This is a genomic window from Gillisia mitskevichiae (genome assembly GCF_003634585.1).
In the GTDB taxonomy this organism is placed as follows: domain Bacteria; phylum Bacteroidota; class Bacteroidia; order Flavobacteriales; family Flavobacteriaceae; genus Gillisia; species Gillisia mitskevichiae.
Genome location: NZ_RBLG01000002.1, coordinates 242,444 through 259,777, shown reverse-complemented (window position 1 = coordinate 259,777; position 17,334 = coordinate 242,444). Strand labels below are relative to the sequence as shown.

Genomic DNA, 17,334 nt, shown 5'->3' with positions numbered 1-17,334 from the left:
ATGAAACTGTATATAATTCGTTTAGGGGCTGTTCTTTTCATGATTCTTCTACAAGTCTCATGTGGGATTAATAGATCTATGCAGAAAATTCCAGATATTTCTGGGATAGAAAAAATTGATACCCTTAGAACTAAACATAACGATAGCCTTTATTCCATAGGAAAAAACACACTTCTGAAGAACAAATATGGCATTTGGGAATTATATTTAGAAGGGGATGCTTTGGAAAGAGGGATCGTAAATGGCTCCCTGACTAGAGAGTTAATGCATAAGCAAGAATCTGCGTTTATGACGAAGATCGAGACTTTGGTACCTTCTGTTGGTTATCAAAATTTTTTAAGCAAAATGATTGGTTGGTTTAACCGGAAGATCTACCTCTACGTCCCTGAGGAATATAAAAAAGAGATTTACGGAGTGTCAAGATTCGCACTGCCAAAATATGATAGTTTTGCCCCAGCATATGTGCGAATGTTGTATTTACATGGAGCACATGATATTGGACATGCGCTACAGGATCTAATGTTAGTTGGTTGTACCTCTTTTGCCGCATGGGATCTTAAAACCGAAGACGGGAAATTACTAGTTGGCAGGAACTTCGACTTTTATGCAGGCGATGAGTTTGCTGAAGAAAAAATGGTCGCTTTTGTAAATCCGACCGAAGGGCACAAATTTATGATGTACACTTGGGGAGGAATGATAGGGGTAGTAAGCGGGATGAATGATAAAGGTCTTACGGTTACCATAAATGCAGGAAAATCTATGATTCCATTAATAGCGAAAACACCCATTTCATTGGTGGCTAGAGAGATCCTTCAATATGCCGAAAACACAGAAGAAGCCATTGCAATAGCACGCAAAAGAGAAGTTTTTGTTTCAGAATCTATTATGATAGGAAGCGCTGCGGAAAATAAAGCGATCTTAATTGAAGTATCTCCGAATAATTTTGGAGTATATGAAGTTCCAAATTCAGATCAGCTTATTTGCAGTAATCATTTTCAGAGTGAGGCATATCAAGATGATAGAAGAAATTCTGAAGCAATCTTAGAAAGTCATTCTCAATATAGATATGATAGAATGAAGGAATTAGTAGCTACTAATAATTCTTTAGATCCAAAGAAAGCAGCTTCAATCTTAAGAAATAAAGAGGGACTTAAAGGAGTAGATCTGGGACTAGGAAATGAAAAAGCGATCAATCAGTTACTTGCACATCACGGAATTATTTTTAAACCTGAAGAAAGAAAAGTGTGGGTAAGTGCAAATCCCTATCAGTTAGGAGCTTTTATAGCTTATGATCTTGAAGAAGCTTTTGAGATCTTTGAAAAAGGATCGAATTATAAAAGTGTGCTAAATGCTTCGGAAACAATTCCGGCAGATGACTTTATTTACACTAAGAAATTTAAAGACTACGAAGACTTTAGGGTTCTGTATAAAAAGCTCCATCAACAGATTACAGATGAAGAACCTATTAAAACTGAAGATCTTGATAGTTTGATTCAGCTAAATATAAATTATTGGAAAACATATGCTTTAGCTGGAGAGTATTATTTTCAGAAAAAAGAATTTAAGAAAGCAATTATATATTTTAAACAAGCTAAAAGGAGAGAAGTTACTACCTTACCAGACCTTGATTATCTTGATAAAATGATCGCTAAAAGCTATCGAAAATTATAAATTATGACCTCCCTTCAAACTGAATCTAAAGAAAGAATAGCTAGAATTCAATGGTTAGAACTGCAAAAGCAATTGCTCTACGTTCAAAAGAATTCTAAATTCTACAAACAACTTTTTAAAGTACATGGTATTGATGTTAGTGAAATTAAAACGGAAGCAGATCTAAAACGAATCCCAGTAACTACAAAAGAAGATCTTCAGGGATATAACGAGGATTTTATATGCGTTCCCAGGGAAGACATAATAGATCATGTAACTACCTCTGGAACTTTAGGAAATCCTGTGAATTTCTTATTGAATGAAGCCGATCTTGAGAGATTAGCCATAAATGAAATGCAATCTTTTAAGATGGCAGGTATTTTAAAAGGAGATAAAGTTCAAATTACAACTACTTTAGATAGAAGGTTCATTGCTGGAATGGCTTATTTCTTGGGTTTAAGGAAACTTGGGGCAGGAATTATTAGAACAGGAAGCGGATTGCCACATTTACAATGGGATTCCATAGAGCGCTTTAAACCGAATTATTTGGTGGCAGTACCTTCGTTTTTATTGAAAATGATAGAATATGCAGAATCGAATGCTATAGATTATAAAAATTCTTCTGTAAAAGCAGCAATTTGTATCGGAGAACCGCTAAGAGATCAAAATTACGACTTAAATGCCTTGGGTAGAAAGATCACAGAACTGTGGGGTATAGAATTATTTTCTACCTATGCTTCTACAGAAATGGCTACAGCTTTTACAGAATGTGAGCATCACACAGGAAATCATATTCAACCAGAATTAGTTTATACTGAAGTTTTAGATGAAGCTGGAAATGCTGTGAAAATGGGCGAAATAGGGGAGTTAGTGGTCACTACTTTAAAAGTGCAAACTATGCCATTGGTGCGTTTTGCAACCGGAGATTTGGTGAGTTATACCAATGAAAGCTGTAAATGTGGTAGAAACACCATGCGTTTAAGTCCTGTTCTTGGTAGAAAGAAACAACATGTTAAATATAAAGGAACCAGCTTATATCCGCAGCATATAATAGATGTTCTTGTAGAATTTAATTCTATTTCCAATTTCGTTGTGGTTGTACAAAAAGATGAAAATGAATTGGATCTATTAACTATTAAGATCTCCAATTCTTTAATAGAAGTGGAGCAAGAAGAATTAAAACAACATTTTCAAACAAGATTGCATGTAATTCCTGAAATTGAAATGATTAGCGACTCTGAAATTAATAATTTAAAGAATCCAAAAGGAAGTAGAAAACCGGTATTATTTCTGGATCTAAGGCGTTAATAGCTTAATGAGATTTTAATTACTCGAAATTGTTCCTGTTGTTATTGGGATTCTAACTAATGTAGACTTTAAGATTCCTTAAGATTAGCAATCTTCTTACATTCCAAAACAATTTTATCATTATTGAGATCTGTAGTGAAAAAGAGGTAGTCTTTTCCACCATCTTCAATTTTCAATTCTTTTCTAATCTCACTTACAGTTTTAGGAAAATTTCTCGTAGTAATATTTGCCTTTTTCAGTTTAAGAGATCTTTTTAAAGCTTTTTTATTATAGTTTAAAACTTCCATGATCTCAAAGCTTCTACCAGGGAACGCTTGTAATACTTCTGAAGTGAATAAATGAGAATTTGAGTGTAATTTCTTGGTATTTGTTTCTGTAGCTAAAGCACTAAAAAGTTTACTTTTCATGATAGCCGGATTGGGCTCGTAAAGAAATTTTAATGCTGAACTATATTTTATAGGTGCTAACAGCTCTTCGAAAATAGCTTCAAAAACCTGAGTTTCATTTTTAGTAATATTGATGGTCTTGATCTTTATTTCCTTGGAAATATTTCTATTTAAAACCCATAACAACTCTTTAACCTCATTATTTACTGCAACTATATGAATTTCAGTTACTTTTCGCAATTCAGCAATACCAGCAGAAAGATCTAATAGCGGCGAGGATTTTATTAATATATTATCTGAATTCTGAAATAAAAGTTTTAGGTTTTTAGGGACATTGGGAGTGCATTGTTCTAAAAGAAAAACTTTTCCGCCATAGTCATCTCTTCTGGCGGGATCTAAATAGATCCAATTTACTTTTTCTCCTAGTTCTTTTAAGATTTCCAATCCATCTCCAATATGTGTTTTAATGTTGCTTGCACCTAATTCAGAAAAATTATGAGAGGCTAATTCAGAAAGCTCCGCATTTAGTTCACAATGAATGACCTTTTTGAATCTTTTAGAAAAATAGTAATCGTCTATCCCAAAACCACCAGTGAGATCTATTAAAGTGTCTCCAGTAATTAACTGGCTTTTATATTTAGCAGTGATCTCGGAAGAAGTTTGCTCTAAATTTAAATTAGGAGAATAGAGTATACTTTGATTTTTAAACCATGTAGGTAATTTGGTTTTGGCTTTCTTTAGGCCAGAGATCTGGGTTGCTATTTCTTGAACACTAACATCTGGAAAAGGGGAGCCTTTCAAAATTAGCTTAGTAAGATCATCATTTAGATGGCTCTGAATAAACTTCTTAACATCGGGATGTAATAGTGCTTTATTCAAGCTAATGGGTTTTAAAGATCTCTTGTAAGTCTCTTAACGATCTTATATTCGCTCAAGGATTCCTTAGCGATCACTTTTAAAGCAGTATAAAAAGGAATTGCCACTACCATTCCGATAATCCCAAATAATAGCCCTGAAATAAGGATAATAAGAAATATCTCTAAGGGATGTGATCTTACACTGGCACCAAAGATCATTGGCTGGCTTATTAAATTGTCTATTAGTTGAGAAATGGAATAACCCATCATCACAAAAATTAGTTTGGGTAGAATTACAATTTGAAAATCGGCTCCAAGATTACTTGAAATAACGAATAATGCCATCAAGATTCCAGCAAAAATAGGGCCTAAGTAAGGCACTAAGTTAAGCACCGCACATATAAATGCAATTGCAAGAGGATTGTTAATTTCAAAAATACTAAGCAATAAAAAGTAAAGGATGAATAAAACAAACACTTGCATCGTGAGCCCTACAAAATATCTTGAAAGTAATATTTTGATCTTATTAAATACCCTTTGAAATTTATCTTCTTCACCTTTATTAGCAAAAACCAAAATGCTATTCAGCATTAATTTACTATCCTTTAAAAGAAAAAATGAGATGAACATGATGGAGAAAACAGCTATCAAAGTAGCTCCCAAGATCCCGAAAACACTATTTAAGAATTTTGGAATAAGATTCACATCAAAGCTTTGAACGAGCTCACTTTGCTTTAAGCTTTCCATCAAGTTAATGTCTTTAACTCCTAGATAATCATTTATCTGATCGTTCATTAAATTAATATCGCTCTTAAAAGCTTCTACATCTATCTGACCTAAATGATGGCTTTGTTCAATTACAATAGGAACAAATACTAAAATTATTCCTACAAATATAGCTAATACAAATAGTAGCACAATTAGAACAGCTGCCAGATTTGGCACTTTTAGTCTTGACCTTAAAAATATAACAATGGGTCTTCCAATTAAAGAGATCACTCCTGCAATAGCTATGTAAACTAGTACAGATTGAATTTTAAAAAGAAAGAATAAAAGAAGAAAGATCCCAAATAGAATTCCTAAAGCTCTTAATATCCCGTAAGAAAATGTTTTTGCGTTCACAGGGTAAAGATATTATTTCTGACGAAAGTTAAGAAAGGTTTTTGAAAATTCGTACAATGCAATCCCAGTAGCCTGAGAAACATTCATACTGCTATTATTTCCAAACATAGGAATATGGACTTTTGTTTGAATTGCATCTAGAACTAATTGGCTTATACCGTGTCTCTCATTACCAATAATAAGTAAGACTTTCGAGTCATTTTTCAGTTTTAAAACATCCAATGCCACACTATCTGAAGTGATTTCTAGAGCTACAGCCATATAACTCTTGGCTTTATAATTTTCGATTGTTTCTAGAATGTTTTCTGTATGTTCAAAAACAACTTTTTCAAAAGTGCCTCTTGCTGTTCTCCTAAGTCTATTGCTTTTTAAATTGATAGGAGTTCCAGAAAATAATATTTTCTCAATATTAAAAGCATCGGCCAGTCTAAATAGACTTCCAATATTTGCTTCTCCCGTTATATTATCTGTGAGAATAACAATGGGAAACTTCTTTTCAGATTCAGAATGTGTGGAGTGATCTAGTTGTAAACTCAATTTTCAAAAACATATTTAATAATATTAGCTCCCATTTGCAGGGCTTTAAGGCGAACTTCGGGCGGATCGTTGTGCACTGCTGGATCTTCCCAGCCATCACCAAGATCACTTTCAAAAGTAAATAGAAGAATAAGCCTGTCATTTTCAAATAAACCCAAAGCTTGAGGTCCTAAACCATCATGTTCATGGATCTTGGGCAAACCATTTGGAAAATTAAAAGCACTGCTAAAAATTGGGTGAGACGCAGATAATTCTTGAAGCTCCTTATTAGGGAACACTTTTTTTAATTCTGCTCTAATAAATTTATTCATCCCATAATTATCATCTATATGCAGAAATCCTCCACCAAGTAAATAAGTTCTTAAGTTAACAGCTTCCTCATTGCTAAAGACTACATTTCCATGACCCGTCATATGGATAAAAGGATACTGAAAAATAGCTACGCTTCCGGGAGTAACGGTTTCAACCTTATTTTTTATAGCAGTATTAATATTTTGATTGCAAAACTTTATTAGGTTTGGCAATGCAGTTGGATTAGCATACCAATCTCCACCTCCTTGATACTTTAGCAAAGCAATTTCCTGCGCAGCTATATTAAGGCTGAACAAAAAGATTAGGAAGATGCTTACTACCTGTTTCATTTAATATTAATCTTCGTTCAATAAAGCAACGGTGTGACAAGCTACGATAGCAGCAGTCTCAGTTCTTAATCTCGTGTTCCCTAAACTTATTGGTTTCCAGTCATTTTGCATTGCTAATTCTATTTCTTCTGAAGAAAAATCTCCTTCAGGGCCTATCAAAATAATAGATCTGTCATTAAGCTCTAAACAATTTTGTAAGGATTTTTTATCTATTTCATCTTCGCAATGTGCTATAAATTTACTTCCCTCTGGAGTATCTGTAACAAACTCCGAAAATCTTACTGGTTGATTGAGTTTAGGCATTGTAAAATGCAAGGATTGCTTCATTGCACTTTGTAAGACTCTTTCAAACCGATCCAGTTTTACCACTTTGCGTTCACTGTGATCACATATAATTGGCGTGATCTCCATTACACCAATCTCTGTGGCCTTTTCTAAGAACCACTCGTAACGATCGTTCATTTTAGTAGGAGCAACAGCCATATGTAAATAATACTTAGGTTTATCTTCTTTCTTTACTTCTATCACCTTCGCAATACATTGTTGCGCTGTGATCAAAGTTAATTCAGAAATAAACAGAAATCCTTTTCCATTAGTTACATATAAAATATCTCCTTCTTTCTTCCGTAAAACTTTTACTATATGCTTGCTTTCTTCTCTAGGAAAAATTATTTGTTGAGCTTCTTCTACTATATCTTGGTGATAAAATAACTGCATGCTTTAAATTTTATATCGCGGTTGAGCGGTTACCGAAAGGTCTGTAAAATCTTTTGCTAAATACTTATAATAACCAACAATTCCAATCATAGCAGCATTATCTGTAGTATATTCAAATTTTGGGACATAGGTTTTCCATCCGTATTTACCCTCTGCTTCATTTAGAGCTTTTCTAATCCCGCTGTTCGCAGAAACCCCACCGCCAATTGCAATTTGATTGATCCCCGTCTCTTTCACTGCTTTTTTCAGCTTATCCATTAAAATATTTACAATGGTATATTGAATAGAGGCGCAGATATCATTTCGGTTTTCTTCAATAAAATTTGGGTTCTCCTTTACTTGTTTCTGAATAAAATAAAGAATAGCAGTCTTTAAACCACTGAAACTAAAATCTAAACCACCCACTTTTGGTTTTGTGAATTTGTAAGCTTTAGGATCTCCTAATTGTGCATATTTATCTATGAGAGGCCCTCCAGGATAGGGCAGTCCCATGATTTTTGCACTTTTATCATAAGCTTCTCCTACGGCATCATCTATCGTTTGTCCAATCACTTTCATTTCAAAATGACTGTCTACCCTTACAATTTGAGTATGCCCACCACTTATAGTAAGTGCCAGGAAAGGAAACTCCGGAATTTTATAATTCTGCTCCTTTATAAAATGCGCTAAAATATGTGCTTGCATATGGTTTACCTCTATTAAAGGAATGTTAAGTCCAAGTGCTAAAGATTTTGCGAAAGAAGTACCAACCAGAAGTGAACCCATTAAACCAGGTCCTTTGGTAAAGGCAATTGCAGATATGTCTTTTTTGTCGATATTTGCCTCAGCAATCGCCTGATGAATAACAGGAACAATGTTTTGTTGATGTGCTCTAGAAGCGAGTTCCGGAACCACACCTCCAAATTTTTGATGTACCTCTTGGGTCGCAACAATATTGGATAATAAAGTATCGTTTTTTAGTATAGCGGCGGCCGTGTCATCGCAAGATGATTCTATAGCCAGAATGTATATATTTTGGGAAGCCATTAAGAAAAGGTAGGCGTATTAATAGTTAATATTGTTTACAAAGTTAAAACATAAAAGCGTATCAAAAAATTATTGAAAATACTTATGAGAACAGTAGTAGCGCTGCTGTTGTTTTTCGTTTTTTTATTGATTTTATTTTCTATCCCTGCCGTTCAAACTTCGGTAGCAAAAAAGATTACAAATTCTATACAAGAGCGGTCAGATATAGACGTGTCTGTAGGAAGGGTAAGTCTCTCTTATTTTGGAAAAGTAAAATTAAACGAGGTTTTAATAAAAGATCATCACGCCAACACGTTACTTGATATAAAGGAGTTTAGAACATCTATTCTTGGAATTTCTAATCTTATTGCCAACAATCCTAGTTTAGGAAGCTCCACTGCAGAAGGCTTCATTTTTAAGATGAAACGTTATAAAGGAGAAGATTCCGATAATCTAAGTATCCTCCTAGAAAAGTTGAAAACCGAGCCAACTGGAGAGCCTAAACAGTTCACCTTAAAGGTTCGTGATATTTTTATTTCCGATGGGTATTACAGTTATGTAGATGAAAATATCACGTATCCCGAAGTGATCATTTTGGATAAATTAGAACTGCAAGCAGAATACCTTGATGTCGTAGATCAAGATTTTAAACTTACATTAAATTCATTACAAGCAGAAGAAGGTCGGGGGATGGATATTCGTGATCTTAAAACAGATTTTTCCTATTCGCCTACAAAGATGAATCTAGATTCTTTTTTATTGGTAACTCCATATTCTAGATTGGAGGGTGCTATTGAGATGAATTATACCTTAGATGATTTTTCCGACTTTCTAAATAAAGTTCAATTTAATGCTTCATTTAAGGACTCAAATCTTTCTACAAACGATCTGGTGAATTTTTATGCACCTTTTGGTAGCAATCAAAATATACAACTCACTACAGATTTTATAGGAACTCTCAACGATTTCGATCTAAAAAACTTAGATCTTAAGGGGATGGATAGAAGCAGAATTGATGGATTCGTAAATTTAAAGGGTGCATTTTCAGAAGAGATGAATGAATTTATTCTAACTGGAGATTTTAACGAATTGGCTTCTAATTACTACGATCTCGTAAATCTGTTACCAACTATTTTAAAAGATAAGTTACCGCTAACATTAAGAGAATTCGGGAATTTAAGACTTACTGGTAAAACGATTGTCACAAAAAATTCTTTAGATGCAAATGTGCTTATTAACACGCAGCTTGGTAGTGCAAAGGCAGATGTTGTAATGAATAATATTAGTAACAGTAGAGATGTTAATTATAAGGGAAACTTGGTTTTCAATGAATTTAATATCGGGCGGTTATTAGACAATAAAGACCTTGGAAAGACTAGTCTTAACCTTAATATAAACGGAAGCGGATTTACACAAGAATCTTTGAATACCCAAATTCGAGGAAAAATAGCTAAACTGAACTTTAAGAATTATACTTACCAAGACATTAGTATTCTCGGAAATGTTAGAAATTCGGTATTTAACGGGAACTTTAATTCTAACGATGCTAATTTTAAATTAGAATTTAATGGGCTTGTGGATATTTCACAGAAAGTAAATGTGTACGACTTTCAAGCTTCTATAGCCTATGCAGATCTTAATAAGCTGAATTTTATTACGCGTGATAGTATTTCTGTCCTAAAAGGAGATATCCTAATAAACATGCAGGGGAATACCTTGGATAATGTGGCAGGGAAGGTATTGTTATTAAATACCTCTTACCAAAACCCTAATGATCTCTATTATTTTGATGACTTAGAAGTGAATTCTACTTTTGATGCTGAAGGGGTTAGAACGATTTCTGTAAACTCTCCAGATGTAATAAATGGACAAGTTACTGGGAAGTTTAAAGTTTCGGAAGTAGGGTCTTTAATCACTAATTCCATAGGAAGTATTTATACCAACTATAGGCCAAATGTAATTACTACAGATCAATATTTAGAATTCGATTTCGATATATATAATAAGATCGTAGAAGTTTTCTTTCCAGATGTGGCTCTTGCGCCGAATACTTTTATACGGGGAAGAATAGAATCTGATGAATCTGAATTTAAGCTCACCTTTAGATCCCCGAAAATTGAAGCTTTTGGGAATATGATGAAGGATATCAATGTTCAGGTAGATAATAACAACCCTATCTATAACACCTTTGTGGAAGCAGATAGTGTTTCTACCCAATATTATAACTTTTCAGAATTCAGTCTTATTAATGTAACCTTACGAGATACCTTGTTTATACGTTCAGAATTTCAAGGAGGTAAAAATAATAAGGATATTTTTAACCTCAACTTTTATCATACTATCAATGAGCAGAACAAGTCGGTAGTTGGAATTCAGCGATCAGATGTGAAGTTTAAAGACAATCTCTGGTTTCTAAATGAGAATAATAATAGGAGCAATAAGATTGTTTTCGATAATAAGTTTAATGACGTTGTAATAGATTCTTTGGTATTAAGCCATGAGCAGGAATTTATAAGGTTAAATGGTAATTTACGAGATAGCACCTACAAAGATTTTAAAATAGCTTTTGAAGATGTAGACATTGGTAAGATCACCCCAGATATAGATAGTTTGGACCTTGCTGGTACCTTAAATGGAAAATTGAATTTACTTCAAGAAAAAGGTACCTATTATCCAAATACATCATTAACCATTCAGGATCTTTCGGTTAATGATAATTTAATGGGGAATCTTAAATTAGATGTAGATGGGAAAGGAGATCTCTCTTTCTATAATATAGATGCAACTTTAACAAATCAAGGATTCGAATCTTTAAACGCTAAAGGAGGTATCAACGTTGGGGATAAGCCTACAATAGATCTGGATGTGAATCTTAAGAAATTCAATATGGCAGCCTTTAGTGCTCTAGGCAGGGATGCTATAGATAATATTAGAGGTCTTGCTTCTGGAGATGCAAAAGTAAGTGGGAATTATAAAAACCCTGATATTACAGGACAACTAACTTTAGAAAAGGCAGGGCTACGAATTCCATATTTAAATGTAGATATAGATTTCAAGGAAAATGCTACTGTTAATCTTACCAAGCAGCAATTTAACTTTGACGAAATTGATATCGTTGACACTAAGTTTAAAACTTCTGGTATTTTAGATGGTATTATTTCTCATAAGAACTTTAAAGAATGGTTCTTAGATCTAAGTGTAACTAGCGATAGGTTATTGGTTTTAGATACGGAAGCTACAGAAGATGCGCTTTATTATGGAACAGCATTCATCGATGGATTTGCTAGTATAAAAGGACCCACAGATGAGTTGGTTATAGATGTGAATGCATCTACTGCAAAAGGAACTATTTTTAAGATCCCATTAAATGATACTGAATCTATTGGAGACAATTCTTATATACATTTCTTGAGCCCTGAGGAAAAAGCATCTCGTCTTGCAGGGATTCCAATTCAAATTCAGGAAGTGAAAGGTTTAGAATTAAATTTCGATCTGGATATTACTAATGATGCCGAAGTGGAAGTGGTGGTAGACCAAACCAGTGGAAGCACTTTGCGTGGTCGTGGAGCAGGAAACTTGTTATTGGAGATCAATACCAATGGTAAGTTTAATATGTGGGGAGATTTCGTGGTTTATCAAGGGGTTTATAATTTTAAATATGCAGGTCTCGTTCAAAAAGTATTTCAAGTGCGTTCTGGAAGTAGTATAAACTGGGATGGGAATCCGACTCAGGCACAGTTGGATGTAAGCGCGGTATATGAGGTAAATGCAAATCCTGCGGTATTACTTGAAAACCCATCTATCAATAGAAAGATTCCGGTAGAAGTGGTTATTTTATTACAAGGCCAAATTGCACAACCCGATATTACATTTAATGTTGAATTTCCAAATGCCAGTTCTGTAGTACGTTCAGAATTGGAATATAGAATTAGCGATAGAGCCAGTAGGGAATTACAAGCTTTATTTCTTGTTACTCAAGGCTCGTTCTATAGTGAATTTGCAATTGGGCAGAATGCTATAACAGGGAATTTAGTAGAAAGAGCTTCTTCTCTAGTAAATGATATTTTTGCTGATGAAGATGGGAAATTCCAAGTGGGTGTAAATTATGTTCAGGGAGATCGCACCCCAGACCAGCAAACTGTAGATAGATTTGGATTAACACTTTCTACGCAAATCACTAATAGGGTGCTTATAAACGGCCAAGTAGGAGTTCCTGTAGGTGGTGTTACAGAATCTATAATTGTTGGGGATGTAGAAATTGAATTTTTACTGAATGAAGATGGAAGCCTGCGGGCTAAAGTTTTTAATAGAGAAAATAATATTCAGTTTATCGGGGAGGAGATTGGTTTCACTCAGGGAATCGGACTTTCCTATTCTGTAGATTTCGATACTTTTAAAGAATTGATCAGAAAGATCATGAATAAAGAGATCGTGAAATCTGTTGAAGAAAAAGAGCAAGAAGAATCTGCCAAATCTTTAGCCCCAGAATATATTGTCTTTCCAAAGCAATAAGATTATCTCCACAATTATTATTTTAAGGTTAAATAGATGTGCACTTTTTAAGAGTATCAATTATACTTTGTAATTTTAGTAATCAAAGATTTATTTATGAGCAATAAAATAAAACGAATTGGGGTAATGACTTCTGGAGGAGATTCACCGGGAATGAATGCTGCAATTCGAGCTGTAGCCAGATCTTGCGCCTATTATAATATACAGTGCGTAGGTTTTTATCGAGGTTTTCAAGGAATGATAGAAGGAGATTATGTAGAAATGGATGCCCGAAGTGTAAGAAATATCATTTCTAGAGGAGGTACTATACTAAAATCTGCTCGATCTAAAGAATTTCACACTTCTGAAGGCAGGCAAAAAGCAGCAGATAATTTAAAGAAAGCCGAAGTAGATGCCATGATCCTTATCGGGGGAGATGGAACTTTTAGAGGGGGGCAAATTTTTAGTAAAGAACATAATATACCTGTTATAGGAGTGCCAGGAACTATAGATAACGATATTTATGGGACAAATTATACGATTGGGTATGATACCGCATTAAATACTGTGGTTGATGCCATAGATAAGATACGGGATACTGCAAGTTCTCATAACAGATTGTTCTTCGTTGAAGTAATGGGAAGAGATGCTGGATTTATCGCCTTAAATAGTGGAGTGGGAGCTGGTGCTGAAGAAATTCTGATTCCAGAAGAAGATCTTGGACTAGATAGATTATTAGCATCCTTGGAACGCAGTCGAAAATCTGGTAAAACCTCAAGTATAGTTGTGGTTTCTGAAGGAGACAAGATTGGAAAGAATGTTTTTGAATTAGCAGAATACGTTACTAAAAATCTACCAGATTACGACTCTAAGGTAACGGTCCTTGGTCATATTCAGCGTGGGGGAAGCCCAAGTTGTTTCGATAGGGTTTTGGCTAGCAGACTGTGCGTAAAAGCAGTAGAATTACTACTAGATGGTAAAAAGGATTTGATGGTTGGATTTGTGAATAATCAAATTGAATCCTGTACTCTAGAAAGTGCTTTAAAAGAAAAGCATGCTATTAATCTAGATCTATTAAGAATTTCAGACATTTTATCTACTTAGAATATGACGATAGCGATAATCGCCCACAACGGTAAAAAGCCAGAAATGGTAATGTTCTTAAATGAATTTAGGGATATTCTTCATGCCAAACATATTAAACTTGTTGCCACAGGAACTACGGGGGCAAAAACAGAAGAAGCTGGCTTTGAAGTAGAAAAGCTATTATCTGGACCTTTGGGAGGAGACGCGCAAATTGCCTCTAGACTGGCAGAAGGAAAAATAGATATGGTAATCTTTTTCAGAGATCCATTAGATAAGCATCCGCATGAACCAGATATCTTTATGCTAATGAGATTATGTGATGTTCATAATATTCCACTAGCTACCAATCCCGCTACCGCAAGATTATTGATGAAAGCTATCTAGTAGCGATCACACTAATTTCAACATTAACAAATTTTGGAAGATTTGCTACTTCCACTGTTTCTCTAGCTGGAGCAGTTTCAGCGTTAAAATATCGAGCATAAACTTCATTTATCTGAGCAAAGTTGTTCATGTCGCTAATAAAGATTGAGGATTTTAATACATTCTCGAAACTCATTCCAGCTTCAGTAAGAATTGCTTTTAAATTCTCCATTACCAACTCTGTTTCAGTTTGAATAGAATCTGTAACTAAATTCCCTGTTTTTGGATCTATTGCAATCTGCCCTGATGTATAAAGCATATCCCCATTTAAAACAGCTTGGTTATAAGGTCCAATAGGAGCAGGAGCATTGGAAGTATTTATTATTTTTTTCATAATAGAATTATATTAAATTATAGACTTCTGTCTGGTTCTAGGCGTTTGTCGTATTTAATGTCGCTCAAGATAGAAGATTTAATTCCTATAAAGAAGAACCAAGAACTACGGGCACTAAATGGAACCCAGTTAAAACTCATTCTCCAGCTATCTAGATCTCGCTGAAATCTTAATTGAGTATATGTAAATCCTCCATCTTTAATATCAAAACCAGAGGAAGCTCCTACTACCCATTTTGGGGCGAGCTCTACATCTCCAGAGAACATAATGGAGTGGGAGGAGATCTCATTTTGTCTGGCATTATTATTATAAGTCATCGTATAAGCGAGCCTTAGATCCCAAGGGATCTTATAATTATACCATTCATTCTTCTTTTTATCTTCATCCTTTTCGAAAACATCTTCCTCATCATCATAGAATTTCCCGTCTAAGTCTGTTGACTTTCCAAAAAGATCGTCTGGACGACCTCCATTTCTAAAGGTTTCGTTCTCAAGCTTGTCTTTGTTCTCACCGCCCAATTCAAAATCTTTACTGGATAAGGAATAACCAAAACTAACGTTTGCAGAGGTCATTCTAAATAAACTCCCACCGTTATTTATGTTAAGCTTATCTACTCTTCTATTGTTATTATCAAGAGCATAAATATCCAGGTTGGCACCCACATTTATATCCAATTTATCTTGTATAATAGGAATGCTTCCACGCATGCTAACAAGCGAAAGTTTGAGGGAATCGGCTGCTAGATTATAAGCTGTGCTTACGCTAAAATTATTCAATAATTTTATTTTCTTGGCCTCTATAGCCGTGCTATCCTTGTCTCGTACTTTAGCTTCTAAAGTATTACTTATAGACATTCCAATAGAACTTGAGTATAGCTGTCCTGGAGAACCAAATAATGATCCTTGAAATCTCGTATAATCCACAACCTGATTTCTCGTAGGGTCTATTTCATCTTCTATTGTATATTGATCGTAGTATTGATCGAAGCCTGGGTTAATACTATAACTAATGGAAGGCCTCATTACATGTCTAATAGCTTGGATCTTCTTATCTTCCCCAAAATTCATCATTCCATATACTGTAGTACCGATGCTTGTACTAAAATTGTATGTTCTAAAAGAATCAAATCCATCTATAGTATCTATAACTACCACATTATTTTCTTGGTCATAGGATCTATCAAAAGTTTTGAAAACCCAATTCTCTTGATAATTTGCATTAGCGCTAACGCTTAAATAATTAAGCAGCTTAAAGTTTGTAGAAATTGGAATGCTGTGTTGCGCTCCATAAGTGGCATCCTTAAACATTTGAGGCTTAAAGAATAAAGAATCAAACGTTTGGATCCTGTTCTCTCCTCTAAAATTATACTGAAAATTGATGTTCTCTATAATTCCTTTCTTCGTACCTAATTTTGGAGCTAAAGGGTAAATTCTGGACACACTTCCTTGAACTGTTGGGAGCGTCATGTTTATTGCTCCTGTATTACTGTTTTGCGTATGAGTAGCTGCAACACTTACATTTACCTGAGGTTCTCCTTGAAAGGTCTTAGAATAAGAGACAGAAGAACTTAATGTATTATTTAAGAAATTAGCAGTATTGGTTTGATTCACCGATTCTTGATAGTACGTGCTACTTCCTAAATTCACAGATGCAGAGAACCTGGAGTTGGGACTGGACTTACTATCCTGAGAATGACTCCATCTTAAATTATAAACTGAACTTTGTGAAAAATCTGGAAATCCACGTTCACTACTTAAAAGATTTTCATATCTAAAACTTAAATTACCACGGAATTTATAACGCAGCGCATAACTAGATTCCAGCCGCAATCCATAACTTCCATTGGTGTAATAATCCCCCACTGCAAGTAGATCTGCATACTCGCTTATAGCAAAATAATAACCTCCATTTTGTAAACTGTAACCTCTATTATTACTCTGCCCAAAAGAAGGAATGATAAAGCCAGATGTTTCTTCTTCTGTTAATGGAAAATATCCAAATGGAAGCCCAAGTGGCGTGGGAACATCTGCTATATACATATTCACCAAGCCAGTAACGATTTTCTTTTTTGGAACAAATTTTATTCTTCTGGCATAAAAATAATAATCTGGGTCCTCTTCATTTTCAGATGTGGTAAATTTCACATTTTGCATGAAGTACACAGAATCATTTTCTCTTTTAGTTATTTCTCCATTTACTTTAAATGCTCCTTCTTCAGTCTTAGAATTATAAACTAGGGCCTTTTTAGATTTAAAATTGAAGCGAATTGAATCTGGTCTTACGGTATTTTGAGCTTGTGTAAAGATGGGGGTTTGGGAATAGTTACCTAAAGAATCCGGAATTCCAAAAGCGTAAACTTCATTTTTTTCGTTATCTAGAATAATTAAACCTGCAGTAATTACCAAGTCTCCATAGGTAATTTGTGCTTGATCATATAAATACATTCTATTTTCTCTAGGGCTCAAACGCATGTAATCTTCCGCTTGATATGCCACGACGTCGGTTAATAAAGCCGGCTTTTTCTTTATTGTATCGGTTTGTACAGGAGTAGCGATTAATTTTGTGGTTGCCGTAGTAAGAGAATCAGAAACGGTAATAGTGCTGTCTCTCTGTGCGTTAATACGAACTTCCTCTTTTGTTTTAACTTCTTGTGCTTGAGATAATACTGGGAATATCAGTACTAAAACAATTGTAAAAAGAATATAAAGTGAGTTTGTCTGCAATACTATAAGTGCTATTTTTGTAAAGAATGGCTTGCTTTTTGAATAATCAAAATT

13 protein-coding genes are annotated in these 17,334 nt (G+C 34.4%); 5 read left to right on the top strand and 8 right to left on the bottom strand.

Annotated features, from left to right (window positions below; all coding sequences use genetic code 11):
- Both BC962_RS06825 and BC962_RS06820 read left to right on the top strand, forming a co-directional pair.
- The gene (locus tag BC962_RS06825) at window positions 1-1,671 is read left to right on the top strand and encodes a C45 family autoproteolytic acyltransferase/hydolase (protein ID WP_121345186.1); all 1,671 of its coding nucleotides are present in this window, start codon (window positions 1-3) and stop codon (window positions 1,669-1,671) included.
- 3 nt (window positions 1,672-1,674) lie between these two features.
- Window positions 1,675-2,958, top strand: coding sequence for a phenylacetate--CoA ligase family protein (locus BC962_RS06820; protein WP_121345184.1), 1,284 nt, complete (start codon window positions 1,675-1,677; stop codon window positions 2,956-2,958).
- Between the two features lie 68 nt (window positions 2,959-3,026).
- On the opposite strand, the gene BC962_RS06815 is transcribed toward BC962_RS06820, so the two are convergent.
- Genes BC962_RS06815 through tsaD form a run of 6 tightly spaced genes read right to left on the bottom strand, consistent with a single transcriptional unit; the run spans window position 3,027 to window position 8,244 of the window.
- Window positions 3,027-4,223 (bottom strand): class I SAM-dependent methyltransferase, encoded by a 1,197-nt coding sequence (locus BC962_RS06815; protein ID WP_121345182.1) that lies wholly within the window; start codon window positions 4,221-4,223, stop codon window positions 3,027-3,029.
- An 11-nt stretch (window positions 4,224-4,234) separates the two neighbouring features.
- Window positions 4,235-5,323, bottom strand: a complete 1,089-nt coding sequence (locus tag BC962_RS06810) for an AI-2E family transporter (RefSeq protein WP_121345181.1) — start codon at window positions 5,321-5,323, stop codon at window positions 4,235-4,237.
- Window positions 5,324-5,335: 12 nt separating this feature from the next.
- The gene (locus BC962_RS06805; RefSeq protein WP_121345179.1) at window positions 5,336-5,860 is read right to left on the bottom strand and encodes a TrmH family RNA methyltransferase; all 525 of its coding nucleotides are present in this window, start codon (window positions 5,858-5,860) and stop codon (window positions 5,336-5,338) included.
- The gene (locus BC962_RS06800; RefSeq protein ID WP_121345177.1) at window positions 5,857-6,501 is read right to left on the bottom strand and encodes a DUF4159 domain-containing protein; all 645 of its coding nucleotides are present in this window, start codon (window positions 6,499-6,501) and stop codon (window positions 5,857-5,859) included. Before BC962_RS06800 ends, BC962_RS06805 begins: the two co-directional genes overlap by 4 nt.
- A 6-nt stretch (window positions 6,502-6,507) precedes the next feature.
- Window positions 6,508-7,218 (bottom strand): 16S rRNA (uracil(1498)-N(3))-methyltransferase, encoded by a 711-nt coding sequence (locus tag BC962_RS06795; protein ID WP_121345175.1) that lies wholly within the window; start codon window positions 7,216-7,218, stop codon window positions 6,508-6,510.
- A gap of 3 nt (window positions 7,219-7,221) precedes the next feature.
- Window positions 7,222-8,244, bottom strand: coding sequence for a tRNA (adenosine(37)-N6)-threonylcarbamoyltransferase complex transferase subunit TsaD (gene tsaD / locus BC962_RS06790; RefSeq protein WP_121345173.1), 1,023 nt, complete (start codon window positions 8,242-8,244; stop codon window positions 7,222-7,224).
- 84 nt (window positions 8,245-8,328) lie between these two features.
- Between tsaD and BC962_RS06785 the strand changes: the two genes are divergently transcribed.
- The 3 genes from BC962_RS06785 to BC962_RS06775 all read left to right on the top strand — a co-directional run bounded on the left by BC962_RS06785 (window position 8,329) and on the right by BC962_RS06775 (window position 14,184).
- Complete coding sequence (locus BC962_RS06785) at window positions 8,329-12,735, top strand: translocation/assembly module TamB domain-containing protein (protein ID WP_245984097.1); 4,407 nt, start codon at window positions 8,329-8,331, stop codon at window positions 12,733-12,735.
- A gap of 96 nt (window positions 12,736-12,831) precedes the next feature.
- Complete coding sequence (gene pfkA, locus BC962_RS06780) at window positions 12,832-13,818, top strand: 6-phosphofructokinase (RefSeq protein ID WP_121345171.1); 987 nt, start codon at window positions 12,832-12,834, stop codon at window positions 13,816-13,818.
- Between the two features lie 3 nt (window positions 13,819-13,821).
- Complete coding sequence (locus tag BC962_RS06775; protein ID WP_121345170.1) at window positions 13,822-14,184, top strand: methylglyoxal synthase; 363 nt, start codon at window positions 13,822-13,824, stop codon at window positions 14,182-14,184.
- On the opposite strand, the gene BC962_RS06770 is transcribed toward BC962_RS06775, so the two are convergent.
- Both BC962_RS06770 and BC962_RS06765 read right to left on the bottom strand, forming a co-directional pair.
- Window positions 14,177-14,557: a RidA family protein gene (locus tag BC962_RS06770; protein ID WP_121345168.1), complete on the bottom strand. Its 381-nt coding sequence runs from the start codon at window positions 14,555-14,557 to the stop codon at window positions 14,177-14,179. The two genes, BC962_RS06775 and BC962_RS06770, sit on opposite strands and share 8 nt — an antisense overlap.
- 17 nt (window positions 14,558-14,574) lie before the next feature.
- Complete coding sequence (locus BC962_RS06765) at window positions 14,575-17,280, bottom strand: putative LPS assembly protein LptD (RefSeq protein ID WP_121345166.1); 2,706 nt, start codon at window positions 17,278-17,280, stop codon at window positions 14,575-14,577.
- Between the last annotated feature and the right edge of the window lie 54 nt (window positions 17,281-17,334).